The sequence below is a fragment of the Massilia sp. ZL223 genome (assembly GCF_018119395.1).
GTDB lineage: Bacteria > Pseudomonadota > Gammaproteobacteria > Burkholderiales > Burkholderiaceae_D > Telluria.
In genome coordinates this window covers 28448-54962 of record NZ_JAGPWD010000039.1, presented here as the reverse complement: position 1 = coordinate 54962, position 26515 = coordinate 28448, and the positions used below count along the sequence as shown (strand labels likewise).

At 66.6% G+C, this 26515-nt stretch carries 23 protein-coding genes; 8 read left to right on the top strand and 15 right to left on the bottom strand.

Annotation, left to right across the window (positions count from 1 at the left end; translation table 11 throughout):
- Positions 1-146 precede the first annotated feature (146 nt).
- Both KBW95_RS20325 and KBW95_RS20320 read left to right on the top strand, forming a co-directional pair.
- Entirely contained in the window at positions 147-2618 is a 2472-nt protein-coding gene (locus tag KBW95_RS20325) for a family 20 glycosylhydrolase (RefSeq protein WP_211529193.1), read from the top strand.
- Positions 2615-3934, top strand: a complete 1320-nt coding sequence (locus KBW95_RS20320; RefSeq protein WP_211524928.1) for an MFS transporter — start codon at positions 2615-2617, stop codon at positions 3932-3934. The genes KBW95_RS20325 and KBW95_RS20320 overlap by 4 nt, the downstream gene beginning before the upstream one ends.
- A 62-nt stretch (positions 3935-3996) precedes the next feature.
- Here the strand turns inward: KBW95_RS20320 and KBW95_RS20315 are convergent, their stop codons facing one another.
- The 5 genes from KBW95_RS20315 to KBW95_RS20295 all read right to left on the bottom strand — a co-directional run bounded on the left by KBW95_RS20315 (position 3997) and on the right by KBW95_RS20295 (position 9233).
- A complete protein-coding gene (locus KBW95_RS20315; RefSeq protein WP_211529192.1) occupies positions 3997-4236 on the bottom strand; it encodes a hypothetical protein in 240 nt (79 codons plus the stop codon).
- Positions 4237-4293: 57 nt separating this feature from the next.
- The gene (locus tag KBW95_RS20310; protein WP_211524930.1) at positions 4294-4617 is read right to left on the bottom strand and encodes a hypothetical protein; all 324 of its coding nucleotides are present in this window, start codon (positions 4615-4617) and stop codon (positions 4294-4296) included.
- An 80-nt stretch (positions 4618-4697) separates the two neighbouring features.
- Positions 4698-7469, bottom strand: coding sequence for an MASE4 domain-containing protein (locus KBW95_RS20305; protein ID WP_211529191.1), 2772 nt, complete (start codon positions 7467-7469; stop codon positions 4698-4700).
- A gap of 192 nt (positions 7470-7661) precedes the next feature.
- Positions 7662-8576 carry a helix-turn-helix domain-containing protein gene (locus KBW95_RS20300; protein WP_211529190.1) on the bottom strand — a complete coding sequence of 305 codons (915 nt, stop codon included), beginning with the start codon at positions 8574-8576 and terminating at the stop codon, positions 7662-7664.
- Positions 8577-8744: 168 nt separating this feature from the next.
- Positions 8745-9233: a helix-turn-helix domain-containing protein gene (locus KBW95_RS20295; protein ID WP_211524932.1), complete on the bottom strand. Its 489-nt coding sequence runs from the start codon at positions 9231-9233 to the stop codon at positions 8745-8747.
- Positions 9234-9436: 203 nt separating this feature from the next.
- Here KBW95_RS20295 and KBW95_RS20290 point away from each other — a divergent pair, with 203 nt between their 5' ends.
- From KBW95_RS20290 to KBW95_RS20285, 3 genes are read left to right on the top strand one after another with little or no spacing between them, the layout of a single operon-like run.
- The gene (locus KBW95_RS20290; protein ID WP_211529189.1) at positions 9437-10057 is read left to right on the top strand and encodes a TetR/AcrR family transcriptional regulator; all 621 of its coding nucleotides are present in this window, start codon (positions 9437-9439) and stop codon (positions 10055-10057) included.
- Positions 10058-10093: 36 nt separating this feature from the next.
- Positions 10094-10216, top strand: a complete 123-nt coding sequence (locus KBW95_RS24765) for a hypothetical protein (RefSeq protein ID WP_267875487.1) — start codon at positions 10094-10096, stop codon at positions 10214-10216.
- A gap of 59 nt (positions 10217-10275) precedes the next feature.
- The gene (locus tag KBW95_RS20285; protein ID WP_211524934.1) at positions 10276-10992 is read left to right on the top strand and encodes a LuxR family transcriptional regulator; all 717 of its coding nucleotides are present in this window, start codon (positions 10276-10278) and stop codon (positions 10990-10992) included.
- A gap of 9 nt (positions 10993-11001) precedes the next feature.
- Here KBW95_RS20285 and KBW95_RS20280 read toward each other — a convergent pair whose 3' ends face one another.
- The 10 genes from KBW95_RS20280 to KBW95_RS20235 are packed head-to-tail and all read right to left on the bottom strand — an operon-like array spanning position 11002 to position 20797.
- Positions 11002-11832: a metal-dependent hydrolase gene (locus KBW95_RS20280; protein WP_211524935.1), complete on the bottom strand. Its 831-nt coding sequence runs from the start codon at positions 11830-11832 to the stop codon at positions 11002-11004.
- The gene (locus tag KBW95_RS20275; protein ID WP_211524936.1) at positions 11829-12893 is read right to left on the bottom strand and encodes an alkane 1-monooxygenase; all 1065 of its coding nucleotides are present in this window, start codon (positions 12891-12893) and stop codon (positions 11829-11831) included. Before KBW95_RS20275 ends, KBW95_RS20280 begins: the two co-directional genes overlap by 4 nt.
- A 17-nt stretch (positions 12894-12910) precedes the next feature.
- The gene (locus tag KBW95_RS20270) at positions 12911-13840 is read right to left on the bottom strand and encodes a ferritin-like domain-containing protein (protein ID WP_211524937.1); all 930 of its coding nucleotides are present in this window, start codon (positions 13838-13840) and stop codon (positions 12911-12913) included.
- Positions 13837-15126 (bottom strand): APC family permease, encoded by a 1290-nt coding sequence (locus KBW95_RS20265; protein ID WP_211529188.1) that lies wholly within the window; start codon positions 15124-15126, stop codon positions 13837-13839. Before KBW95_RS20265 ends, KBW95_RS20270 begins: the two co-directional genes overlap by 4 nt.
- Before the next feature lies 1 nt (position 15127).
- The gene (locus tag KBW95_RS20260) at positions 15128-15475 is read right to left on the bottom strand and encodes a hypothetical protein (RefSeq protein WP_211524939.1); all 348 of its coding nucleotides are present in this window, start codon (positions 15473-15475) and stop codon (positions 15128-15130) included.
- An 11-nt stretch (positions 15476-15486) separates the two neighbouring features.
- On the bottom strand, positions 15487-16227 hold the full coding sequence (locus tag KBW95_RS20255; RefSeq protein ID WP_211524940.1) for a hypothetical protein: 741 nt from the start codon (positions 16225-16227) through the stop codon (positions 15487-15489).
- Positions 16224-18902, bottom strand: a complete 2679-nt coding sequence (locus KBW95_RS20250) for an aminotransferase class III-fold pyridoxal phosphate-dependent enzyme (protein ID WP_211529187.1) — start codon at positions 18900-18902, stop codon at positions 16224-16226. The genes KBW95_RS20255 and KBW95_RS20250 overlap by 4 nt, the downstream gene beginning before the upstream one ends.
- Entirely contained in the window at positions 18899-19351 is a 453-nt protein-coding gene (locus KBW95_RS20245; protein WP_211524942.1) for a hypothetical protein, read from the bottom strand. The genes KBW95_RS20250 and KBW95_RS20245 overlap by 4 nt, the downstream gene beginning before the upstream one ends.
- A gap of 10 nt (positions 19352-19361) precedes the next feature.
- Entirely contained in the window at positions 19362-20513 is a 1152-nt protein-coding gene (gene moeB / locus KBW95_RS20240; RefSeq protein ID WP_211524943.1) for a molybdopterin-synthase adenylyltransferase MoeB, read from the bottom strand.
- A 2-nt stretch (positions 20514-20515) separates the two neighbouring features.
- Positions 20516-20797: a MoaD/ThiS family protein gene (locus tag KBW95_RS20235; protein ID WP_211524944.1), complete on the bottom strand. Its 282-nt coding sequence runs from the start codon at positions 20795-20797 to the stop codon at positions 20516-20518.
- 314 nt (positions 20798-21111) lie between these two features.
- Between KBW95_RS20235 and KBW95_RS20230 the strand changes: the two genes are divergently transcribed.
- The 3 genes from KBW95_RS20230 to KBW95_RS20220 are packed head-to-tail and all read left to right on the top strand — an operon-like array spanning position 21112 to position 26497.
- Positions 21112-22143 carry a 2Fe-2S iron-sulfur cluster binding domain-containing protein gene (locus KBW95_RS20230; protein WP_211524945.1) on the top strand — a complete coding sequence of 344 codons (1032 nt, stop codon included), beginning with the start codon at positions 21112-21114 and terminating at the stop codon, positions 22141-22143.
- A 17-nt stretch (positions 22144-22160) separates the two neighbouring features.
- Positions 22161-23351 (top strand): alkane 1-monooxygenase, encoded by a 1191-nt coding sequence (locus tag KBW95_RS20225; RefSeq protein WP_211524946.1) that lies wholly within the window; start codon positions 22161-22163, stop codon positions 23349-23351.
- Positions 23333-26497, top strand: a complete 3165-nt coding sequence (locus KBW95_RS20220; RefSeq protein WP_211529186.1) for an outer membrane lipoprotein-sorting protein — start codon at positions 23333-23335, stop codon at positions 26495-26497. The genes KBW95_RS20225 and KBW95_RS20220 overlap by 19 nt, the downstream gene beginning before the upstream one ends.
- Positions 26498-26515 lie beyond the last annotated feature (18 nt).

The following is a 26515-nucleotide window of genomic DNA, read 5'->3' as shown; positions in this document are numbered from 1 at the left end:
CCCCCCCCCCGCCCCCGCCCCCCCCCCCCGCCGCCGGGCCCCCCCCCCCCCCCCCCCCCCCCCCCCCCCCCCGCCGGGCCCCCCCGCCCCCCCCCCCCCCCCCCGGGGGCCCCCCCCCCCCCCCCGCACCTGAATCATTGACGCCGATGCCGACTCTTCCCCCGACGCCAGGCGCGGTGCCGGTGGCTGTGTCCTGGGAATGCCTGACCAATACCGCGCGCGACGAGATCTTCCGTTCGCGCCTGGTGCTGGCCAACGTCTCCGCACAGTCCATCGCACCCGGCTGGGCGCTGTACTTCAACACCTGCCGCAAGGCGCTGGCCGCCAGCGTCAGCCCCGGCTTCGCCATCGAACACATCAACGGCGACCTGTTTCGGCTGAGCATGACCGTCGCCGAACCCTGGCTGCCGCAGCAGCGCTACCGCATCGACTACGATTCGCTGCACTGGGCGATCAGCATCACCGATGCGCCGCTGGGCTTCTACCTGGTGACTGCCGACGGCAGGGCGATCGACCTGGGCGACCCACGGATCGCGCCTTTCGTCCGCGAAGAACAGCGCCGCCGCGCCGGCTTCGACCTGCTGCCGACCGAGGACGCAGCCCGGCGCTACCTGCGCAATGCGGGCCTGCGGGAGCTGCCGGAATCCGAGACCGGGCGCATCACGCCGCAGCCGCGCTTCGTCCGCTTCGGCGGCGGCTGCTGCCGCCTGGCGCCCGGCGCGCCCATCGTGCACGGGCCGCTGCTGGCCAACGAGGCGGCCCTGCTGTCGGCGATGCTGGCCGCGCTGCCGGACGGTCCGCCGGGCGAGGCCGGCGTGGAGCTGCAGGTGGGCAGGGTGACGCTCGAGGGGGAGAGCGAGGAAGCCTACGAGCTCGAGATCACGGCGCGCAAGGTGCGCGTGTGCGGACGCAGCGCGCACGGCGTCTTCAACGGCCTGCAAAGCCTGGCGCAGCTGCTGGAAGCCGACGGCAGCCTGCCGCTCGGCACGGTACTGGACGCGCCGCGCTTTTCCTACCGCGGCATGATGCTCGACGTGGCGCGCCATTTCGCGCCCGTCGGCACGGTGCTGCGCCTGCTCGACTGCATGGCCGCCTATAAGCTCAACCGCTTTCACTTCCACCTGACCGACGACGAGGGCTGGCGCCTGGACATCGCCGCGCTGCCCGAACTGACCGATATCGGTGCGCGGCGCGGCGTGGCGGCCGATGGCGCGCCCTGCCTGCCGCCGTCCTTCGGTTCCGGGGCGTCGGTCGAGGCTTCGGCGGGCACGGGTTATTACAGCGCCCACGATTTCATCGCCATCCTGCGCTACGCCCATGCGCGCCACATCGAAGTCATCCCAGAATTCAACATGCCGGGCCATGCGCGCGCGGCGGTAGTGGCGATGCGGGCGCGCTACGAGCGCCTGCGCGCCGCCGGCGACCTGCGGGGCGCGCTGGAATACCTGCTCAGCGATCCGGACGACCGCTCCGAGTACGAGTCGGTCCAGCTGTGGCAGGACAACGTGATCTGCATCGCGCTGCCGTCGGTGGACCGCTTCATCGACACCGTCGTGGAGGAAGTCTGCTCCCTGTATCGCGAAGCGGGCGTGCCCCTGCGCGCGATCCATACCGGCGGCGACGAGGTGCCGGCCGGCGCCTGGCTCGGGTCGCTCGCCTGCTCCGCGAAGATGCACGAACAGGGCTGGACCCGGGTCGCGCAGCTGCACGGCGACTTCGTGGCGCGCTGCCGCGCCATCCTGGCGCGCCACGGCGTCGAATTCGCGGGCTGGGAAGAAACCGCGCTGGTGGAAATGGAGGGGGAGGGCATGCGTCCGAATCCCCGCTTCGCTGGCAAGGACTTCCACGCCTATGTGTGGAACAACGCCTGGGGCTCCGGCCAGGAAGACTGCGCCTACCGGCTGGCCAATGCCGGCTACCGCGTGGTGCTGGCCAACGCCGCCAACCTGTATTTCGACCTGGCCTACGCCAAGCACCCCGAGGAGCCGGGCTATTACTGGGCCGGCTTCGTCGAGACCCGCCACGCCTTTTCCTTCTGCCCGCTGGACGCGCTGGCCAGCGCCGACCTGGATCCCATGGGCCGCCCACTCGATCCGGGACTGCGCGCCGCCATGCAGCCGCTCGACGCCGCCGGGCGGGAGCGCGTCGCCGGCCTGCAGGGACAGCTGTGGGGCGAGAATGCGCGCGACGCCGCCCGCATCGACTACCTGGCCCTGCCGCGCATGATCGCGCTGGCCGAGCGGGCCTGGTCGCCCGATCCCGGCTGGCAGCGCATCGTGGACAAGGACGCGCGCACTGCCGCCATCGAAGCCGACTGGAACGAATTCGCCAACCGCCTGGCGCGGCGCGAGCTGCCGCGCCTGGACCGCGCGCCCACGCCCTACGGCTACCGCCTGCCGCCGCCCGGCGTCTGCCTGCATGACGGCGCGGCGCATGCGAATGTCGCCCTGCCGGGCCTGGCCCTGCATTACACTGTCGACGGCTCGGAGCCGCTGGCCGGCGGTCCGCGCTATGTGGCGCCGGTGCCGCTCGCGCGCGGCGCGGTGTTTCGCATCGCCAGCTTCGATACCCGCGGCCGCCGCAGCCGCATCGTCAGCCTGACCCTGGACCCGCCATGACCGTTATGCACGACCTCCCCGCGATCACCGCAGCGCCCGGCGCGCGCCGCCATCCGCTGGCCTGGGTCCCGACCCTCTACCTGGCCCAGGGCCTGCCTTTCTATGCGGTGGCCCTGGTGGCGGGCCAGATGCTCAAGAGCATGGGCGTGCCGAACGACCAGATCATGCACTGGACCGGCGCCATCGGCCTGGCCTGGGCCTTCAAGGCGCTGTGGAGCCCATTCCTGGAACTCGCGCCCAGCAAGCGCCTGGCGGTGGTGGCCTTCCAGCTGCTGGGCGGCGCGGCCCTGGGCCTGGTCGCATTGGCGCTCCAGCTGCCCGGCTGGTTCGCGCTGTGCATCGCGCTGCTGGCGGTGGTGGCGCTGGCGTCGAGCAGCCACGACATCGTCGCCGACGGCATCTACATCGCCAACCTGTCGACACGCGAGCAGGCCGCCTATGCCGGCTACCAGGGGGCCTTCTTCAATGCCGCCAAGTTCCTCTCGCTGGGCGGCCTGCTGGTCCTGGCCGGCAACCTGGAAAAGCACATGGGCACCGAATCCGCCTGGACCATCGTGTTCGCGCTGCTGGGCGGCCTGCTGGTGGCGCTCGGCCTGTACCACCTGCGCGCGCTCCCGCGCGGCGCGCAGGACAAGCCGGCCGGCGGCAAGGCCAGGGACGCCGCCGCCACCCTGGTCGACGTGATCCGCAGCTTCTTCGCCAAGCCCGGCATCTGGGTGGCGATCCTGTTCATCGTCCTGTTCCGCGCTGCCGAAGGGCAGATCCAGAGCATCGGCCCGCTGTTCCTGCGCGATGCGCGCGCGGTCGGGGGGCTGGGCTTGAGCACCGCCGAAGTGGGGTTCGCCTACGGCACCGTCGGCACCGCGGCCTTCCTGGCGGGCAGCGTGGCGGGCGGCTACTTCACCGCCTGGCTGGGACTGCGGCGCGCCATGCTGTGGCTGATCCTGGCGGTGAACCTGCCGAACGCGGTGTTCTGCTACCTGAGCGAAGTCCAGCCGGCGTCGCTCGCCGTGATCACCGGGGCGCTGGGCGTGGAGATGTTCGGCTACGGTTTCGGATTCGTCGGCGTGATCCTGTTCATCATGCAGGTGGTGGCCAGCGGCCGCTACCAGACCGCGCATTACGCCCTCGGCACCGGCTTCATGCAGCTGGGCTTCGTGCTGTTCAAGATGATCAGCGGCGATATCCAGCAGGCGCTGGGCTACCGCGATTTTTTCCTGTGGGTGCTGGCGTCGGCGCTGCCGGTGCTGGTGCTGAGCCGCTTCATGAAGCTTGAGGCCGATGCCGCCGGCGGCAGGGATGCGGGCGAAGCGTGATCAAAGAAGTCCCGGGACGGCAGGTCTCGACCCGAAGCGAAGGGGCCTGCTTTCTTTGACGATCAAGTCAATGAATCTGCGCGTTGACGATCTTGTGCTTCGCGAATCAAACGCCCGGCGATACGATCGGCGACGGCAGGCCGCATTTTTATCATCCATTTCTGGAACGACGAGGCCCTTACCCCGATCTCGTAGAGTGCACATGCCGCGCGTGGCGCAGGCAGGAGGAGTTCGAAAAAATATCTTCCTTCGTCGTCCTCCACCAGGGTGTACACGAAGTTTTGCCTGCGGATTTCTCTCATTCGGCCTCATTGTAGACATGTCGGCGGTCGGCCACATACTGCGACGTAACGAGTCCTTTACTCAAACGGGCCTTGGGAGAAAGTTACCTCACCGGCCCTGTACTCCCTGACCCAGACATCCCGTAACTCTTCTCCCCGTCCCTGCAGGCCGAATACTGCATCAGGCTGCAAGCGCGAAGCCAGATGAAAGATTTCATCGATCATTGGCGTGTATAGCTTGAACGTTGCCTCGTGGGCCGCCAGCAGCTCTTCGACATCCTTCAGGACGGCTTGATGAATGCCGCTGTCGTCGAGATGAACCCTCAGAGGTTCTTTTAACAACGCGAAATCGAGCTCGATATCATCCATGTACTGCAAATTCACCCAATTGTAATAGCTCATCAATTCTCCGCGCGGTGCCTGATCAGGCGTTTTCAGGTCTGCTTCCTGCTCATTGCTGCCGTCCAGTGTACGGAGGCCGGCTAACGCCGGAGCGGCGCCGCCGCCTGTTCCGGAGCCGGCATGCTCATCGACAGCAGCACGTCCAGCTCCGTGTGATTGACCGGCTTGGTCAGGTGGAAGTCGAATCCGGCCTCGCGTGTCAGCCGGCGGTCGCTTTCCTGGCCCCAGCCGGTGACGGCGATGATGCGCGGCGCCGGCTGCGCCGTGCGTCCCCGCAGTTCGCGCGCCACGTCGAAACCCGACATGCCCGGCATGCCCAGGTCGAGCAGGACCACCTCCGGCTCGAAATCGAACGCGAGCGCGAGCCCGGTTTGCCCGTCGTGGGCTTCGCGCACCTCGTGGCCCGCGGCCTGCAGCAGGGCCACCATGCTGTTGGCGGCATCGCGGTTGTCATCGATGACCAGGACGCGGCGTGGGTGATGCCTTGCTTCACGCCCGGCATCGCGACCGGCATCGTGGCTGGCGGGAGGCGCGTCGGCCGGCCGCTCGAGCAGCGGCAGGCATACCGTGAAGGTGCTGCCGCAGCCGGGGCCTTCGCTCGCCGCCTCGACACTGCCGCCATGCAGCTCGACGAAGCCCTTCACCAGCGACAGCCCGATCCCGAGGCCGCCCTGGCTGCGCTCGATCGCGGGGGTGACTTGCGAGAACAGGCCGAAGATATCCTTGAGGTGTTCCGGCGGGATGCCGATGCCGCTGTCGGAGACCGCGATCCTCGCCTGTCCCGGCAGCCGCTCGGCCGTCACGCTGATCACGCCGCCGCGCGGGGTGAACTTGATCGCATTGTTCAGCAGGTTGAGGAAGCACTGGACCATGCGGGTGGCGTCCGCGGACGCAAGCAGGGGAACGTCGGTCAGGTGCACCAGGACCTCATGCCCGGCGGCCTTGAGCGTGCTTTCCACTGCGTGCAGCGCATCGGACAGGCAGTCGATCAGCGACACCTCCGACTTGCGCAGGGAGACCTTGCCCTGGGTGATACGCGACACCTCCAGCAGGTCGTCGACCAGCCGCGCGAGGTGCCGCGACTGGCGGTCGATGACGGCCAGCGCCCGTTCGACGTTGGCCGGCAGGCCGGGCATGCGGGTCAGCAGGACGGCGGCATTGCGGATCGGCGCCAGCGGATTGCGCAGTTCGTGGGCGAGGGTGGCCAGGAATTCGTCCTTGCGCTGGTCCGCCAGCTTGAGCGCCTGTTCCGCCTCGGTCTGCATGGTGATGTCGGCATTGACCCCGAACCAGTGGATGATCTGCCCGTCGTTGTTGCGCAGCGCCACGGCGCGGCTCAGGAACTGCCGCCAGCGGCCATCCGTGCCCTTCAAGGGCACCACCATCTCGTAGGGCTCGCCGGTTTCGACCGAATGGCGCCACTTGGCGACGATGGTCGGCACCAGCGCCGGGTCGTTCACCTGGCGCCATCCCCAGCCCTCGGCCTCGCGCTGCGACAGCCCGGTGTACTCGTGCCAGCGCCGGTTGAACCAGTAGATCCAGCCATCCGGCCGCGCCATCCAGGCGATCTCCGGCAATTCGTCCGCCATGGTGCGGAAATGCACCTCCATCTCGGCCGCCGCCGCCTCGCCGCGCTTGCGCTCCGTGATATCGCCGATGACGCCGAACACCACCGTTGCCTTGCCGCTGTCGTCGTAGCCGGCTTTCCCGCGCGCGAACGCCCAGCGCAGGTTCCCCTGCGCGTCGCACAGGCGGAACTCGACGTCGCACTCGCGCCTGTTGCCGATACAGTCGCGCGCCTGGGCCTGCACCCGCTCGCGGTCCTCGGCGAGCACGAAGGGCATCAGCGCGTCCGGCACCAGGGCCAGTTCCCCGGGGCGCAGCCCGAGGATGTCGTGCTCCACTTCCAGGCTCCACCATGCGCGCTGGTTGACGAGGTCCCAGCTGAACACGCCCATTTTTCCCGCTGCTAAGGCCAGGCGCAGCACTTGCTGCGCTTCCTGAAGCCTGGCGGCAGTGCGGACACTGGCCTGGGCTTCGGCCAGGTCGCGGTGCATGCGCCCATGCTCGGTCAGCAGCATGATGAGCACGAAGCTCGAGGAGACCAGTCCGTATATCCTGCCGGCGTAGAAGCCGACGTCCCAGCGGCCGGCGTTGAATACGCTGACGAGCCCGATCTCGAAGAACCATGCGGACAGCACCACCACCAGCCACATGTCCAGGGTCGAGGCCGAGCGGCGGGTGAACAGGATCGCCAGGGCCAGCCCGGTGACGAACCACTGGCCGTAGCGGCCGATGTTGAATACGGACGAGTAGCGGTTGTCCTTCAGCATCTCTGGCAGCCAGTCGCCCCCCACCGTCGCCAGCAATCCCAGCACGGCGGTGCAAGCGAGCGTCGCCAGCACCGCCTTGGCCGTCGCCGCCCCCGGCCTGTCTGCGGTCCGGTCGGCTTGCTTGAGGAAGGAATAGGCGATCACCGCAACGGGAAAGCCGAGGTGCCAGAAGACGTGCAGGTAGCCGGTGGTCTGCGGGCCGGCGCCGAGCAGCCCGGCAGGCGCGAATACGCCCGGGAAGGACAGCAAGTGCACCGTGGCCATGACGGCCGAGTACAGGTAGCCGCAGGCCAGGATGAGGATGCAGTGCTTGCGGACGAGGCGGAAATAGCCGAGCAGCAGGGTCGTCGTGATCAGGTCGTTGATCACGAGAACCGGCTGGTGCAGGGGGATGAACCAGGGAAGGGCAGCCAGCGGCGTGCTCGCGAACGGGATAAGCGTGATAAACATCCCTAGCGATACCGCGACGATGACCAGCGCCAGGCGCACCGAAGCCGGACCGGCCTCGTATTCGAACAAGGTTCTTGCCGCCTGGCTGTCAGCGGAAGGCGTGCGATCGCGCGGAATGCCTGACAACTCCGATGTGTAGTTCATGCGCAATGGGCGTCATCCAGGTTTTCGCGGCACCCCATCGTATGTCAGGTGGAAAGGAAACGGAGCACGGTACAGGGTCGCGAACTGGGAGCGCCGCCCGGCGACATGCGCCCAAGCTCAGCGCTTCTTGACCGGCAAGGCCAGCCAGCCCTGCCACTGTCCATCGCCCGGGCGCTCCACCTTCTGGATGTGGGGCCGGGTACTGTCCAGGCGCCAGACCGCCTGGCGTTCCAGCCAGTCCTCGTACATGGTGCGAAAGCGCGGCCAGTCGTGGCGGAATTCCAGCACCGCGTAATACCCGGCCGGCAGCACGCGCATGCCGAGCTGGCGGTCTTCGATGTCGGCCTGCGCGGCGGCGTCGAAGCCGAAGTCGTAGCAGTATTCGCGCTCGCCGGTGAAGCCCGGATCCTCGTCGAACACGCCGTACCACGGGCTGCCGGGCGGCAAGCCCTGGCGTTCGCGCTCGCAGATGAAGCTGTTGCAGGCGATCGACAGCGCCGCCCCCGACTGGCCGAAGAAGCGCTGGTAGCGCAGGTTCACGGCAGGCAGCAGGCGCACGGCGATGCGCGCCGCGATGCTGCCCGGCTCGGGCGGGCAATAGGGCGCCAGGATCGCTTCCAGGTTGCTGGGCTCCGCCACGAAGAAGCTGACGTCGCTCTCGCGGCCCACTTGCGCATCCATGTAGGCGCGCCAGCCGCCGTCGCGCCAGCGCCTGGCGGACATCCCGAACTGCTGCTTGAAGGCCTTGGCGAAGGCGGCGTTGCAGGGAAAGCCGCAATCCTGGGCGATGCGTCCGACCGCGACGTCAGGCTCGTGGCGCAGCAGGTGGGCGGCGCGGCGCAGGCGCCGCTTGCGCTGGTATTCGACGGCCGAAAAGCCGGTCAGCTCGCGGAAGATGCGGTCGAAGTGGAAGCTCGAATAGCTGGCCGAGGCGGCCAGGCCGTCCAGGCTGAGCGGGTCGCCGACCGAATCGAGCATCAGGTCCATGACCTCGTACAGCCGGGAAACGCGCGTCGGCACCCGTGCGGTCATGACACCGACCCCTTCCCGGTCGGGGTCAGGGAAAGGGCGGCGGGGCGGGACTGGTCGGGATGACGGGACATCGCAGCATGGATTGACTAAACATTATCAATTATGCGGTAAAGACAATGTCCTGGCGCAATCCGTGAGGCGCCCGCGCAACAGAAAATGCAGGAAGCATCAAGCGATGCCGGGCAGCTCCGCGTCGAGCTCGCGCTGTTCCAGGCGCGCGGTCTTGATCGTGATCGGGCCGCCGCACTCGGAACACACCTGGCCGGCGCGGGTGAGCTTGCCGCAGGTGCTGTGGCGCAGCTGCAGCGGCGAGCACAGTTCCGAAGGCATCCATTCCTCGGCATAGCGCATCAGCTCGAGCGCGATCGGCAGCAGGGCCAGTCCCGGCTTGGTGAGGCGGTAGGTGTAGCGGGGAGGACGTTCCTGGTACATCACCTTGACCACGATGCCGGTGGCGATCATGCGCCCCAGCCGGTTGGACAGGATATTGGTGGCGGCGCCGGTCTTCTTCTGCAGTTCGTCGAACTTTTGCGGGCCTTGGAACAGCTCGCGCAGCAGCAGCATGATCCATTCGTCGCCGATCAAATGGGCGGCGCGGCCGATCGGGCAGGCGGATGCGGAACGGGTATCTGAACGGTTGTCTGAACGAGTATCCATAATCTTTATTTTACACACTTGCAAAATGAAAGTCTATCGCTTAACATTTAACTCACTTGCAAAACGAAACCCAGTGGCGTGTCACAAAATCGTGTCACAAATGTCTGTACAACTCCCCCACCAAAGGGGGAAAAGTTGTTAAGAAACCGCAACTGGCATGTATAAGAGTTGTCTTCCAGAAATTTTTTCGGAACAATACTGCGATGAAAACAATATCGACCAAAGCGGATGAAACCCTGGCAGAGATCGTTGTGACGGCGCTCGACATCGCCATGGCGGAAGGCATCGCCCAGGTGTCGTTCGGCAAAGTGGCAAAGCGCCTGGGCATGAGCAAGAGCGGGGTATTCTGCCGCGCCGGCTCGCTCAACAGCCTGCAGCGTGCGGTGCTGGACGAATACGACCGCCGCTTCCTGAGCGACGTGGTGGCGCCGACCCGCGCCGCGCCGCGCGGCCTGCCGGCGCTGGAAGAACATGTGCGCAAGCTGGCTTTGCGCGCGAGCGGGGCGGCGATGGGCGCGAGCTGCCTGTACATCGCCGGCGCCTTCGACGGCGCCGCGCTGGATGCGGCCCTGCACCAGCGCCTGCAGCAAGGCCTGGCGCGCTGGCGCACCCTGCTGGTCCAGCTGGTCCAGGACGCGGTCGAGCTGGGCCAGCTGCCGCCGGACACGAATGTCGAACAGCTGACCTTCGAGATTCACAGCCTGGTCGTCGGCATGGCCCACGACGCCCGTTTCCTGCGCGACGAGAGCATCGGCCAGCGCATGGTGTTGGCCTGCCGGCGCCTGCTGGCGTCCTACACGCAGGCGCCGGTCACGCTGCAATAGGCGAATCCCGTTTCCAACCACAGAAAGAGACCCATCATGCTGAGCTATTTCCTGCTTTTGTCCGTGGCCGCCGGTATCGTCACGATGGTTTACGCGGCCCGTCTTACCCACGCAATCCCGAACCGCAACGAGGATTTTGGACTCCCGATGCTCGGCTAGGACCGGCATGCCCCCTGCATTATCGTTTTTCCGAATAATCATAACTTCGCAGGACCAAAATGAACGATGTGACTGTGCTTAGCGCGATCGAACACCTGACGCAAGTCGGGACGAGACAACAACTGGCGGAATGGGCCGACGCCCACCTGATCGACAACAGCGGCGCGAGCAGCGTCCTGATCGGCTACGGGCGCATGCAGCCGGAATTCTCGATGACGCCGTATTTCGTGTCGTCCTCGTTTCCGGGCGCCCTGATCAAGACTTTCGATATCCAGGACCGCTACCTCACCATGCCGCTGCTGCAGGAATCGCGGGCCGCGCGTTCGCCGGTGATGCAGGACCTGTGCCCGGATGGCGGCGGCGAAGCCCTGTGGCAGGCGATGTTCCGCCAGAAGGGTTTCTCGCGGGTGGCGGTGGCGGCCAACACCGAGATGCGCGACGGTTCCACCACCTACCTGTGCATGACCGATCCCAAGGCCGAAGCCCAGGAAGGCGAAGCCCTGCGCCGCAACCTGTCGATCATGACGCCGATCCTGCACAGCGTGCTGTCGCGCCTGGCCTTCGAGGAAAGCCAGAGGGACAAGGACGATCCGGCCGCCGTGCTGACCCCGCGCGAGCGCGAGATCCTCGACTGGATCCGGATGGGCAAGACCAATTCCGAGATTTCCTGCATCCTGGGCGTCGCGGTCTCGACCATCAAGAACCACGTGCAGCGCATCCTCATCAAGCTCCAGGTCAACAACCGGACCCAGGCCATCGCAAAGTGTCTGCACTGAGTTCATGACTTACTCGACGCGTGCCTGCCAGGCGCGGATCAGGGGCAGGGAATCCACGTCCCAGGGACGGTAGCGTGGATTGAAGTAGTGCAGGAAATCGAGGGCGGTACGCGTGAGCACGCCGCGCCGCCCGAACAGATACGCGGCGAAACCGAAGTGGGCGCGCGGCTTGAACAGCAGGCCATCCTTCCAGTACAGGTAAGTCATGCGCAGGGCGATCCCCGGCAGCATGACCGCCGCAAGCAGCAGTCCCATCCCCGCCACCTGGGCCAGATAGCGCCCGCCAAGATAGCGGAACACGTCGTAGCAGACGGCCTTGTGCGCCAGCTCCTCGACGGCGTGCCATTCCCACAGCTTGAACATGGCCGGATCGCAGTTCTCGAACCAGGCGTCCGGCTCCTCCAGCCCGTATTGCGAGAAGGCGGCGGTCCAGTGCTCGACCGCCACGAACAGCGCCAGGAACAGGCTGCGCGGCAGGCGCCGCGCGAAGAAGGTGAACAGGCCGCGTTCCCAGGCTTCGATCTTCGCCAGGCCCGGATAGTCGCGGTGCAGGCGCTCGACATTGAAGTGCGAGTGCGCGGTGCCGTGGGCCGCTTCCTGGTCGCAGAACTGGCGCACCTCGCGCGCCAGCTTGGGATCGTGGATCTGGGCCACCAGCGGCATCAGGCTGCGGATCGCGCAGAACTCGATGTTGGGCAGGAGGCTCGACATCGTGTTCCAGAAATGGCTGCGCGGGGCCGAGCCGCCGTTCCAGGCCGCCGGATCGCAGTGGCTGAAATCGAAGCGCGGGACCGGGAAGGCCAGTTCCACCGGGGTGCTGCTGTGGTGTGCCTGCATCATGCCGCCTCCCTGTGCGCGCCGCCGGTGCGGTAGGCGTCCAGGCGCGGATGGATCACGCGCCGCCACAGGAAGGGCACCAGGGTCAGCAGGAACAGCAGCGGGTAGGACAGCGGCAGGCGCGGGCTGTGCGGCGTGCAGCGCAGTTCCCCGTAGGGCTTGTTCGGATTGATGTGGTGGTCGGAATGCTTCTGCACCGAGATCAGGACCAGGTTGCTGAAGGGGAGGTCGCAGTCCCAGGCATGGCGCTCGGATACCGGCTCCATGCGGCCCGCCGCGTCGACGCGGCGCTCCAGGCCGTAGTGGCCGATGTAGTTCATCATCTCCAGCACCAGGATGCCGATCGCCGACTGCAGCAGGAAGAACACCAGCGCCCCGGGGCCGAACAGCAGGGCGATGGCGGCGGCCCAGCCCACGCTCATGCCGTAGCCGAGCAGGTTCTCGAGCACGATCTTGCGCCGGAACAGGGAGGCCTTCGCCACCTTGCCGCCCTTCGGTCCCCACCAGCCGAACAGGTTGACCGCCACCGCGCCCGGCAGGAAGGCGTACAGCGACTGCCCGTACTTGGCCGAGGTCGGATCGCGGTGGGTGGCCACCAGCAGGTGGTGGCTGTGCACGTGGGCCAGCTTGGCGCCGGAATAGATACTGGTCGAGAACAGCATGGTGCCGATCACGCGCTCGAAGCGGCTGCCGTGGTGGATCAGCTCATGCGCCGGGTTCTGGGCGTACAGGGCCGACAGGATGCCGGCGATGAACAGCACCGTACCCGCTTCCCACCAGGCCAGCTCGTGGGTGCCCACATACCAGGCGAAGAAGAAGATGTTGAAGACCTGGAGCGGGAGGCTGAGCAGGACGATCAGGGTCTCGCTCACCGGGCGCTCGGGCGACGGGTCCGGACGGGGGCGGCGCCGGCGCGCCGCCACGTAGTCCGCCAGCGGCACCACGGCGAAGATGAAGGCGATCGCCGCCCAGGCGAAGGCTAGACCACCGTGCTCGCGCGACCACAGGAACCAGGTCGCGTAGAGCACCAGCGCCGGCAGGAAAAAGACGATGTAAGGCGACATGGTTCGTGCTTCCGTCCTTACAGGCCGATGCGCTGCATCCTGGTCGCGTGCTCCTGCTGGATCTGCTCCATCAGGATATAGGCCTGGTCCTTCTCGGACACGTCGCGCATCTTGCGGCCCTGGAAGATCTCGATATCGCCCACTTCGTCCATGTACTGGTCGGTCACCAGCTGGTACAGGTGGATGTAGTGCGAGATCGAGGACTCGAACACCGCCGTCATCAGCTTGTGGAACTCGTCGGCCAGCTTGATCATGCGGTTGCGCGAGGTGTCGCCCAGGCGGGTGTAGCGGCTGATGATGGCTTCGCCGAAGCGCACGTGGTGCACCTCGTCGGCGAAGGCGCCGCGGATCAGCTGGGTCAGGCTCGGGTCGAACACCGACCAGTAGGCCGACTCGTAGCGGTAGATCGGGTAGGCCATGCCTTCCAGGACGATGTTGTGGGCCATCATGGCGGCCGCGAAGTCGCCCTTGTCCACCTGTTCGCAGATCAGGTCGTAGAAGGTGCGCAGCTCTTTCGTCGTCATGTCTTCCATCAGCTGGTCGCGCTGTTCCGGCGAGACGCCGAACTGGGCCAGGCGCTGGCAGAACACTTCGTAGTGGCGCGACTCGTCCACCACCTGGGTGGCCAGGAAAATCTGCGAGGCTTCGTCCGGCGCATGCTGCATCAGCTTGGCGATGCCGGTGTAGGACACGCGCTCCGCGGTCAGGAAGGTGGCGATGTCGAGCTTGTAGATCTGGTTGACCAGGCGGTCCTCGTGCACCGCGCGGTGGGTCAGGCCTACGCCCGGGCTGATGCCGTAGCTGGTGTCCTTCAGGGTGCGCCATGCCGCGCGGCCCAGCCAGTGCTGGACGTCGAAGCGGGAGGCATCCCAATCGTCGGCACAGAACTTCTGCTGGGGTTCGATGGCGGTGGCGGCGGCCAGCGCCGGAGCGGTCATGTCGTTCATTGTGGTTTTCCTTGGGTTTTTACCGAAGTGATGCGGAACAGGTAGGCGCTGATAGCGCCGATGGCCAGGCATTCGCCCAGCAGGATGAAACGTGCGTTGGCGGCTTGCGGGTCGGCCATGACGCCGACGGCGGTCACCGCCAGGAAGGCCATCACGGCCCACACGGCGAAGGCCGGCACCGGCTGGCGGATGCCGCGGCCATCCGGCAGCTTGCGCATGCGGGTCCAGGCCAGCAGCACGCAGACGTAGACGGCGGCCAAGTGGAAGCTGAACAGCATGCTGAGCGATTCGGCCAGGGCCGGCAGCGACATCAGGGGCGCCATCAGGAGCACGCCGCAGGACACGAACAGCATGGCGTTGCGCGGCGCCAGGCGCTCGCCGCTCAGGCGGGCGAACCAGGCCGGCAGCTCGCGCTCGCGCGCCAGGCTGTAGAGGATGCGGGCGGCGCCCGACAGGCCGACGTTGAAGGAGCTGAGCACCGCCAGCAGGCCGACGATGGTGGCCAGCCACAGCGCGATCCGGGAATCCAGGGCGCGCGCCAGCTCCAGGTGCGGCAGGGCCAGGCTGCCCAGCGCACCCGGTGCGAAGCGGCCTTGCAGGGCCGCGCCGAACAGGCCGTAGAGCAGGGCGATCAGGGCTACCGCGCTCACCAGGGCCAGCGGCAGGGTGCGGCGGAAGGATTCGTGGCGCGCCACGTACAGGATCGCCCACTCGACGCCGATGAACAGGAACAGGGCGCGCGGTACCGCATCCATCAATTGCGCCGGCGTGGTCACTGGCGCGGAGACAGGGCCCGGCAGGGCCAGCGCCGCCAGGGCGACCATGGTGGCCGCCACCGCGGCCGTCATCGCCACCTGCAGCTGCAGCGAGAGCTCGAAGCCGCGCAGGTTGACGAACAGGACGGAGGACAGCAGCACGGCCAGCACGCCCGCCGCCAGCAACGGCGGCAGCACCTGCACCAGCATCAGGTGGCACAGGTACACCTCCAGGCCGCCGATCAGCAGCACCATGGCCACGTAGAACAGGGTGGCGGCCAGCGAGAAGCGGTTGCCGAAGGCGGCCTTGGTGAAGGCGCGGATGCCGATCGCGCCGGGAAAGCGCGAGGACAGCTCGGCGAAGCACAGCACCACCACGCCCATGCACAGGCCGGCGATGCCGAGCGCCGCGAACAGGCTGGCGCCGCCGGCGTACGGAAAGAGCGAGATCAGCACCGTGTTGCAGCTGATCGTGATCGCCATCCCGGCCGCGACCGCGACCAGCATGACGGCTTCGCGCAGGCTGCTCACTTCAGATGCCCCACAGGATCAGGGCGATGGCGTCCAGCTTGACCTGGTCGCCCATCGGGCCGTAGATCTCGATCAGGCCGTCGTTGTTGGCGCGGATGCCGTTGATGCGGCCTTCGAACACGGCGCGGATGGTGTCGGCCTCGCCGACGATGCGCATCGGGCAGTCGTCGTTGGCGGCCGGGTTGCTCCGCTCGACTGCTTGAATAATGCCTTCCTTGACGCGCAGGCGCCAGGAAGTGGCGGTGTCGCGCTCTTCCAGGGCGACGTCGGTGTTCCAGCCCTTGACGATGCGCTGGATCTGGGCGTTGCCGTTCACCTGGTTCTTGAAGTTGTCGAGTACGTCGAGCATCGTGGTTCCTGTCATTGGGTGGCTTGGCGGCGTTCCAGCTGCCAGATCGCCGATTCGTCTTCGTTCCAGTCGCTGGCGCCGCGGTAGTGGCGGCGCGCATGCAGCAGGCGTTCGTCGTGGGCTTCCAGGCCCGCCGTCGGCGGGTTCTTGCTGCGCGGGGCGTCGTGGACCCGGCCGCCGGTGCGGCACAGCACGTCGAACAGCACGGCCGGCGGGGTGATCGTGAACCAGCGCATCTCGTTCCAGTGGTGGTGGCCCATGTGCTGGCGCCGGATGTAGCGCATCACAGGGCCCGGCTCGTAGGGCGAGTGCACGATCAGGTGCCACCATTCGAACAGCAGATAGCCCAGCATCAGGCCGGTGGACAGCGCCGCGGTTTGCCAGACGTCGCCCGTCACCGCATGGAACACGGCCACGTTCAGCACCAGCGCCGGCAGGGTGTACCAGGTCGGGGTGAACAGCAGGTCCAGGCGGCGCGGCTTGTCGTGGTGGCCCAGGTGCAGGCGGTACAGCAGGCGGTACAGGAAGCGGCTCTGCGGAATCTTCCCGTGGAATACCCAGACGTGGCTGAAGTATTCCTCGGGCAGGTAGACCGCCCAGCCGATGGCGCCGTACAGCAGCGCCTCCCAGGCTTCCAGGTGCAGGAAGGAGGCGATGCCGCAGCCGACCGCTAGCACGCCGTAGAACAGCACGCTGTGGTCGGAGAAGTAGGCGCGCCGCAGCGCGCCCAGGTAGATGGCTTGTGCGCTCATGGGTTCAGATTGGCGATGCTTTTTTCGGCAAAACCGGCGGTCTGCAGGTCCAGTTCACCTTCCACCGTGGCGATGCAGTCCGAGAAGCCATGCGACAGCGCCAGCTTGTAGATCCGCAGCGACTGGTCGTAGGGGATCCGGTTGCCCAGGCTGTAGGACTGCTTGGCCCCGCTCATCGCCAGCGCCACCGTCTCGGACAGGCAGGCCAGGTTCAGGGTCGGGTCGAAGCCGAGGATGTTGGCGCGGCCGAACTTGTAGGGCTCGACGAAGCGCACCACGCCGCCTTCGAACACCAGCACGTCCGGACGCTCCTCGCGCACATTCGCCTTCAGGTCCGGCGGACGGGCCGCGTCGCACACGACGGCCGCGTCGCGCAGCCAGGCCGGCTCGATGAAGCTGCGGCCGACGCTGGTGGCGGACAGCACGCCGTGGGCGTTGCGGATCACCTGTTCGATGTCGACCGACACCTCGATCGGCGCCGGCGAAGGCAGGTTCTCTTCGACGATGCGGCGCACCGCGCGGTAGTCGGGCGTCCCGTCGCGCAGCACGATCTGGTTGACCCGCGCCACCACGTTCAGCGGTTCCACGAGGTGGCTGCGCAGGTACTGGGCCAGGCCGATGCCGGAACCGCGCTGCATCTGCATCAGCGCCTGGGCATAGATCTCGCCGGCGATCTCGCCGAGCTGGTCGATCGCCTGGGCGTTGGCCGAGTTGCCGACCAGGATCAGGGACGCGTAATAGGTCGACAGGTGGATCGCCGCCAGCCGGCCCACCGAGCCGGAGGCGCCGATCACCGCCACGCGGGAATCGAAACGGCTCTGGCCGGTCGCCACCAGGGCCTTGTGCAGGCTCTCGGCGCTGGCGATCGCGGTGAAGCTGTTGCCGGTCGTGATGGGGATGCCGGCATCGGCGATGTCCATGCCGCCGCGCGAGATGATCGAGGTGAAGGCGCCCAGGCCGACGATGTCGGCGCCGACCGACTTGGCCGCCTCGACATACTGCTCCAGCAGGCGCATGCGATGGGCCTTGGGCAGGCGCATCATGCGTTCCGGCGGCAGCGGGCAGGCGATCAGCCAGCCTTCGACATAGCCGCCCAGTTTCGATTCGATGCGCGGCGCGTGGAACACCGGGGCCGGCTCGTAGCGGCGCGAGAACCAGCTCGCCATCCAGTCCTCGAACTCCTTCTTGTGCGGTCCGTCCAGGTCGATGATCGAGCGCGGCATGATGTTCAGCAGGTCTTCGCTCGAGGTCGGGTGGATCAGGAAGGCGAAGCTGCCCAGGCGTTCCGGCATCTTGCCCGCTTCCTGGCCGCCGTTCGGCACCAGGGCGATGTCGGCCGTGGCCTTGCCCGAATAGCTCAGCTCTTCCGGCTGGCGGCCGACCAGGTAGGACAGCAGGCTGGAAAATTGCTTGCAGCGGATCAGGTGGGCGCACTCGTCCAGGGCCGAGAGCAGGCGGTCGATGTGCTCGCGCTCGATGATCAGGGGCGGCTCGATGCGCAGCAGGTCCGGGCGGTTGAACAGCGGCGCCACCACGATCTTCGAGACGTTCACCAGGTAGCCGCAGATCAGCGGCACGATATAGCCCTGCACGCTGGCGTGGGCCAGGAAGTAGCTCTCGTGGCCGTTGAAGGGCTTGATGCGCAGGCTGTGCATCAGGCCCTTGCCCTGGTGCTGGCTGAACACATCCGGGTATTTTTCGACCAGGACGTCCAGGCCGGCGTCGAGGTGGGCGGCCATCGCGTCGACGTGGCGCAGCAGGGCGCCGTCGCCGTCGCGCAGCTGGGCCAGGGTGGACAGGGCCACGCGGCAGCCGACCTGGTTGTTCGCGAAAGTCGAGCTGTGGTAGTAGCCGAAGGCTTCGCTCCAGGCGGCCTTGGTACAGAGGACCGCGCCGATCGGCACCAGGCCGCCGCTCAGGGCCTTGGACAGGCACACGATGTCGGGGCGCACGCCGGGCACGCGTTTGACCGAGAAGTATTCGCCCAGGCGGCCCATGCCGGTCTGGATCTCATCCACGATCAGCATCGCCCCGTGCTGCCTGCACAGGGCGGCCACGCGCTGGATGTAGGCGTCGGAAAGCGGCTGCATGCCGCCTTCGCCCAGCACGGTCTCGAGGATGAAGCCGGCGATCTCGTGTCCGGCGAAGGCGAATTCGAGGGCGTCGATGTCTTCCGGCTCGACCTTGATGCTCTGGGCGGTGCTGACCAGGAAGGGCTCGCTGTAGACCGGGTTGCCGGTCACGGCCAGCGCGCCCGCGGTCTTGCCGTGGAAGCCCAGGTGCAGGCTGACGATTTTCTCGCGCCCCGTCGTGGAACGCGCCATCTTGAGCGCCGCTTCGACCGCCTCGGCGCCGCTGTTGGTGAACACGGCGTGGGCGAAGTTGAATTCCGGCTCGAGCTGGATCAGCTCGCGCGCCAGCTGCTTGGCGGCCGGCGTGTAGAAGGGCTGGACCATCGAGGGCTCGCCGCGGCCGGCGCACAGCGCGTCCCACGACTGGGCCGGATTGTGGCCGAAGGGCACGGCGCCGTATTGGGCCAGGAAGTCCAGGTACTGGTTGCCGTCCTCGTCGAACAGGTAGACGCCGTCGCCGCGGACCATGGTCTTGTCGAACTGGATGTGCCTGAGCAGGAAGTCCCGGTCCGGATTCAGGTGACTGGTTGCGCTTGGTTTCATGGGTTGAACTGCTTTCCGAGATAGGTGAGGACGATGGCGACGGTGCCGGCGCCGGCGCTGAAGAACATCGAGACGCGGTAGGCGAAGAAGATCGCCGCCTTTTCCGAGTCGAGCGCGAAGAAGGCGCGCGGCCACAGCACCAGGCTGCCGTACAGGTGGCAGGCCAGCATCAGGACCAGGCAGCCGGTCTTGGCCAGGGCCAGCGGCGAGGTCGGCGCGATGGGACCCAGCAGCGACAGCGCGATGCCGGAGCCGAAGGTCAGGAAGATCAGCAGGTAGAGCAGGGGCGCGGCGCGCGTGCCCTGGGCCTGCATCAGCTCTCCATAGCGCACCGCTCCTTGCGCCTTGTACATCGGGAACAACAGGGTCAGGTTGAAGTACATCGCCCCGATCCACGACAGCATCGCAATGACGTGGACCAGGACCAGCAGGTCATAAACTGTGATCATCGCCACCCCGTCAGACCGCGCAGACGTAGCTCATCGGCTCGATGCGGATGTCGTCCTTGTGGTGCGTGCACAGGCAGCCATCCGCCTTGTCGACGCCGAGCAGCGAGAATTCGTTGTGCAGGGCGTCGATGCGCAGCATCTTGCCCGCCAGGTTCTCGCCGATGCCGAGCAGCAGCTTGATGGTTTCGACCGCCTGGAGCAGGCCCACCACGCCCGGCAGCACGCCCAGCACGCCGGCTTCGGCGCAGGACGGCGCCATCTCGGGCGGCGGCAGTTCCGGATACAGGCAGCGGTAGCAGGGCTGGTCCTCGCCCGCGGCGAAGGTGGTCACATAGCCTTCGAAGCGGTAGATCGCGCCGTGCACGTTGGGGATGCCCAGCTTGACGCAGGCGTCGTTGACGATGTAGCGGGTCTTGAAGTTGTCTGAGCCGTCGACCACCAGGTCGTAGCCGGCCAGCAGCTCGAGCGCATTGGTCTCGTCCAGCAGCACCGGGTACTTGATCACCTTGACCTGGGAATTCAGGCGCCGGATCGAGGCTTCGGCCGAGTCGACCTTCAGCTTGCCCAGCTGGTCTTCGCCGTGGATCACCTGGCGCTGCAGGTTGCTGCTCTCGACCACGTCCGGGTCGACGATGCCGATGGTGCCGATGCCGGCCGCCGCCAGGTAGAGGGCGGTGGGCGAGCCCAGGCCGCCGGCGCCCAGCAGCAGCACGCGGCTGTTCATCAGGCGCAGCTGGCCCTGTTCGCCCACTTCGGGAATCAGGAGGTGGCGCGAATAACGCTCGCGCGCCTGCGGGCTCAGTTGCTGCGGCACGCGCACCGGCAGGCCGGCTTCCTTCCAGCCCTTGAAGCCGCCGCGTACGCTGTAGACCTTGGTGTAGCCCAGGTTCTGCAAGCTCTCGGCCGCGAACAGCGAGCGCAGGCCGCCGGCGCACAGCACGGCGACCGGCTGCTCCAGGTCCTGGGCCAGGTGGTGCACGTTCAGCTCCAGCTGGCCGCGCGCCAGGTGCAGGGCCTGTTCGGGCATGCCGCCCTTGATTTCCTCGCCGTCGCGCACGTCCAGCAGCAGGGCGCCTTCGCTGGTGACCATGCGCAGCGCCTGTTCCGGCGAGATTTCGGTCATGGTCTGGCGCAGCCAGGCCGCGCGTTGTTCGTAGCTCATGCTCAGCCTCCCGCGAAGGCGGTGACGATGTCGAGCTTTCCGCCCTGGACCAGCGGGGTCTGCAGGCCGCCGGTCTTGGCGATGTGCTTGCCGTCGACATAGACGTTGATGTACTTCTTCGGCGCGCTGCGGTCGGCTTCCAGCAGGCGCTGCGACATCGATGGCTCGATCTCGTCCAGCTTGAGCAGGGCGTCGAGCACGGTATCGGCGTGGCATTGGATCGAGGTGGCCCCCTTGGCGAATTTGCGCAGCGGGATCGGCAGGTGTACGTAGACAGTGCTCACATGGACTCCATTCGTTTTGAAGTGTCGAGCCCCGGGGGAGGGGCCGTATTTGGCTTTTTTCTAGGAATGGATTATTTCCAAGTCGTCAGGCCTTGGATATAAGCCGGTCAGCCCATCCCATGCACCCAGTCTGAGAGGACTAGTCCCCTCAGACTATTTCGCTGTTTCCCTGTCGCAGCTAGTCTTCTGGCTGGTCCGGCCCGCCGAAAACGGGGCTGGAGACGCTAAGAACGGGAGAATCGATGTTAGGTTTGTTTCGTAAGAAGCCCAGGGAAGTCGCCAGGTTCGCGGTGAGGTTTCAACCTGGCAACACTGTGCTGGAGCTCAAGCAAGGCGACAACCTGCTCGAAGCCTCCTTGCAGCAGGGCGTCGCGGCGCCCTACAACTGCCGCGTCGGCGCCTGCAAGACCTGCCAGATCCGGGTCGTGGAAGGGCAGCCGAAATCCCTGATCGAACGCGAATATGTGTTCTCGCAAGAAGAGATCGCCGCCGGCGCCTACCTGGCTTGCCAGACCTCGGTGCAGTCCGACATGGTGGTGGCCTGGCATGCGGGCGCGATCGAGGAGACCGCGATCCAGAACGCACGCCTGGTCGAAGTGCGCCGCCTGACGGCGCGCATCCACCGGGTGCAGCTGCGCCTGGACGCGCCGCTGTCCTGGCGCGCCGGCCAGTTCGCGCGCCTGGTGCCGGCCGGGATGCCGGTCGACCCGCGCTGCTACTCGATGGTCGCCTCGGGCGAGAACGAGCAGCTGATCTCCTTCGACATCACCCATTACCCCGACGGCGCGGTTTCGTCCTGGATGACCGATACGGCCAACCTCGGCAGGGAAGTGCTGGTCGAGGCGCCGTTCGGCGAATTCGGGCTCCAGCCCGGCGCCGCCAAGGAACAGCCGGCGCCGCTGCTGTGCATCGCCGGCGGCAGCGGCCTGGGCGCCATCGGCGGCATCATCGCCGGCCATGCGCGCAGCATGGACCGCTCGACTCCCGCCGCCCCGGTGCTGCTGGTGGTCGGGGCGCGCGACCGCGGCGAGATGTACGGCCTGGACGAGCTGCGCCGCGTCGCCGACAGCGCCAACGTGCCGCTCCAGATCGACGTCGTGCTCGACCGCGAACCGGGCGACAGCGGCTGGCAGGGGCGGCGCGGCTACGTGGCCGAGCACCTGCCGCAGATCCTGCGCCAGGCGGCCGAAGGCGATCCGCGCTTCTCCCAGCCGGACGAAGCCTGGCGCGTGCTGCTGTGCGGACCGACCCCGCTGGTGGACACCGCGATCGACGCCCTCAAGGGGGTCGGCCTGCGCGCCGGCCAGATGGCTTTCGACAAATACGAACAGCAGCGCGCCGCCTGAGCGCGGCGCCATCGACCATGTATAAATACTTCAAGCATTCCTACCTCACCTGCTGGATCGTTCCGGCGGCGGCGCTCACGGTCTTCCTGGCGCCGCAGTGGGCCTTCTTCATCCCGGTGGTGATCACCCTGCTCAATGCCGTGGGCGACATCCTGACCCCGCCCGACCGCAGCGTTCCGGAGTACTCGCAGCACTGGATCCTCGACGCGATGGTCTACCTGTACGTGCCCTTCGTCTCGCTCTACCTGTTCAGCGTGATGTGGATCGCCGCGCCCGGCGACCTGCTCGGCCTCTCGGCCTTCGTCGGCCAGCACTTCCCTGTGGATCTGCTGGCGATCAAGGAAGCGGCCGGCCTGCGCGGCCTGCTGGCCAGCACCTTCGCGGTCGGCTACGTGCTGTCCTCGAACCACCTGTACGCCCACGAGCTGGTGCACCGCACCACCGACAAGGTGGCGATGTTCACCGGCCGCTGGCTGCTGGCGATGGTGGGCGACGCCCAGTTCTCGATCTCGCACGTCTACGCCCACCACCGCAACGTCGGCACGGTGTTCGACGCCGCCACCGCGCGCCGCGGCGAGTCGGTCTACAGCTTCTTCCTGCGCTCCACGATCGGCCAGTACGGCGAATCCTGGGGCATCGAAGGCCAGCGCCTGCGCAACCGCGGCAAGGGAATGTTCTCCCTCCACAACCGCGTGCTCACCGGCCTGGCAATGACGGCCGTCCTGTACGGACTGTGGTATTGGGCCGCCGGCCTCGCCGGCGTGGCGGTCTACACCTTCATCATCGTGCTGGCCAAGTTCCTGTTCGAGACCGTCAACTACATCGAGCACTACGGCGTGGTGCGCGTCCCCGGCACCCGGGTCGAACCGCGCCACAGCTGGGACTGCGATACCCGCATGTCCTCCAACGCCTTGCTCAACCTGTCGCGCCACGCCGACCACCACGCCAACGCCCACAAGAAGTACTGGGAGCTGGAGGCTGTCGACACGCCCCTGCAGCTCACTTACGGCTACATCAGCACGATCGTCGTCGCCCTGGTGCCCTTCTGGTGGCATCGCTTCGCGGCGCCGCAGCTGGCCCGCTGGGACCGGTTTTCCGCCACTCCGGAGGAAAAACTCCTGGCGGAAGAAGCCAGCCGGGCCAGCGCCCACCCCGTGTTCATGAGCGCAACCACGAAAGGAAACAGCCAATGTTCGCAAAATATATAGAGAAGGTCGTCCGCTGGCGCTTCCTGGTCATCCTGCTGACCGTGCTCGCCACGGTCTTCATGGTGTCCCAGATGCGCCACCTGAAGGTCATCGTCGATCCCAACCAGATGCTGCCGCAAAAGCATCCGTATGTGATCGGTACCAACTTCGCCGAGAAGGTGTTCGGTTCCAACTATGTGCTGGTGGTGGGCGTCTCGCCCAAGCACGGCGACATCTACCAGCCGGCGGTGCTGGAGCGCGTGCGCGCGATCTCGGAAGGATTGACCCGCCTGCCCAACGTCAAGCCCGAGACCCTGATGAGCGTCGCGGCCAAGCGCGCCAAGGGCATCACCGGGGCGGAGGACGGCCTGGAAGTCAAACCCATGCTGCATGGAGAAGAGATCAATGCGGAATCGATCGCCCATCTCAAGGCCGCGATCGAGCGCAACCCGCTGTACACCGGCGTGGTCGTCTCGGAAAAGCGCGACATGGCGGCCATTTCCATCGCGGTGGAAAAGGGCCCGAAGGGCTTTACCCCAACCCTGGAAGCGGCCTACAAGCTGACCGCCGCGAATACCGATGAACACGTGCAGGTGTCGGTCAGCGGCACGCCGATGTTCGTCTACTACGTCGAAAAATACACCGCGCGCATGGCGCTGCTGTTCCCGATCGCCTTCCTGATCGTCGGCCTGCTGCACCTGGAAGCCTTCCGCACCTGGCAGGGCTTCTTCCTGCCGCTGGTCACGGCCCTGCTGTCGGTGCTGTGGGCGCTGGGCCTGATGGGCATCTCCAAGGTCCCGATGGACGCCTTCAACGCGGTGACGCCGATCCTGATTCTGGCGGTGGTGGCGGGGCACGCGGTGCAGCTGCTGAAACGGTATTACGAGGAATTCGAGATCGCCATCAAGCGCGGCCTGGCCCCCGGCCTGGCCAACCGCGAAGCCGTGATCCGCTCGATGAGCAAGGTCGGCCCGGTGATGCTGGCCGCCGGCTTCGTCGCCGTGGTCGGCTTCCTGTCGCTGATGTCCTTCGAGATCACCACGATCCGCAACTTCGGCATCTTCACCGGCCTGGGCATCCTGTCGGGCCTGGTCATCGAGATGACCTTCATCCCGGCCGTACGCTCGTGGCTGAAGGCGCCCAAGCTGCGCGCGAAGAAGCAGCGCTTCGACGTCCTGACCCCGGTCATCAACCTGGTCAAGCGCGGCGCCGGTCCCCGCGCGGTCGCCAGGACCTGGATCGCCTTCGCCCTGATCGTCGCCGTGTCCGCCTTCGGCATCACCCGCCTGAAAGTCGAGAACTCGAACAAGAGCTTCTTCTCGGCCAGCCTGCCGTTCCAGCAGGACGACCACCTCATCAACGAGCGCATGGCCGGCACCAATACGCTGTACGTGATCTTCGAAGGCAGCGAGCACGACGTGATCAAGGATCCGAAGGTCCTGCACCTGATCGAAGACACCCAGCGCTTCCTGGAAACCCAGCCGGGCATCGGCAAGACCATCTCGGTGGTCGACCTGGTCAAGCGCATGAACCAGGCCATGAACGCCGACGCGCCCGACCAGCTGGCGATCCCGAACAGCCGCGACCTGGTCTCGCAGTTCCTGCTGCTGTACTCGATGTCGGGCGAACCGGCCGACTTCGACCGCTACGTGGACTACAACTACCAGAACGCCAACATCACCGCCTTCGTCAAGTACGACAACAGCGGCGAGATCCAGAAGGTGATCGCGAATACCAAGGCCTTCCTCAAGGACCATGGCGACCCGCGCATCCAGATCCACTTCGGCGGCAGCGTGCCGCAGTCGACCGCGCTGTCGGAATCGCTGGTGAACGGCAAGCTGCAGAACGTGCTGCAGATCGGCCTGGTGATCTTCGCGGTCTCGGCCCTGGTGTTCCGCTCGCTGCTGGGCGCGCTGCTGGTGGTGACCCCGCTGGCCGTCACCGCCGTGGTCAACTTCGGCGTGATGGGCCTGACCGGCATCCCGCTGAACACCCCGAACGCGATCACCGCCCCGATGGCGATCGGCATCGGCGCCGACTACGCGATCTACCTGCTGTACCGCATCCGCGAAGAGCTGGGCCACCACGCCACCCTGGAAGCGGCAATCGACAGCGCACTGGAGTCGGCCGGCCGCGCCATCCTCTACGTGGGCACGGCGATCGCCGGCGGCTACTCGGTACTGATGCTGTCCAAGGGCTTCAACATCCACATCTGGTCGGGCATCCTGATCGTGCTGTCGATGGTGGCCTCGGTGGTCACGACCCTGCTGCTGCTGCCGTCCATGATCCACGTGCTCAAGCCCGGCTTCCTGCGCAAGCAGGCCGCCAGGCATGCGCCGATGGCCGTCCCGGCAGGCAAGGCCGGCACCGCGCTGATGCTGGCCGCCAGCGTCGGCCTGGGCGCCTCGATGCTGCCGCAGGATGCACAAGCCTCCAGCATGCAAGCGAACGAGATCATGGAGAAGAACTTCGTGGCCAACCGTTTCGACGATTCGACCTCGAACGCGACTTTCCAGCTGATTAACAAGAACGGCGACCGCCGCGTGCGCGAGACCTTCGGCGCCACCAAGATGCAGGACAACGCCCTGGACACCAAGCGGGTGACCCGCTTCCTGTCGCCCTCGGATATCAAGAACACGGTGACCCTGCTGGTCGAGAAGAGCGGCGGCGACGACGACATGTGGATCTACCTGCCGGCGATGAAGAAGACCCGCCGCCTGAGCTCGTCCAACAAGAACGAGAGCTTCGTCGGCACCGACCTGTCCTACGGCGACGTGATCGGCCACAAGGTGGGCGACTGGACCCACAAGGTCGTGAAAACCGAGACCGTCGACGGCAAGCAGTGCACCGTGGTCGAGTCGCTGCCGAAGGATGCGAAAGTGGCCGCGCAATCGGGCTACTCGCGCCGCCTGAGCTGGGTCGACAGCCAGTCCTACCTGGCCGTCAAGACCGAGTTCTACGACGAAGCCAGGCAGCTGCTCAAGGTCTCGACCCTGGCCAACATCGTCAACGTCGACCCTGCGCGCCAGCGCTGGCAGCCGATGCACATGGAAGTGCAGAACGTGCAGACGGGCCACAAGACCGTGATCGACTGGAAGGACTTCAAGGCCAACCAGGGTGTCAAGACCGAGTATTTCACGCCACGCTATCTTGAAAAAGAACTGTAATCAGCTTCGGGCCGCCCT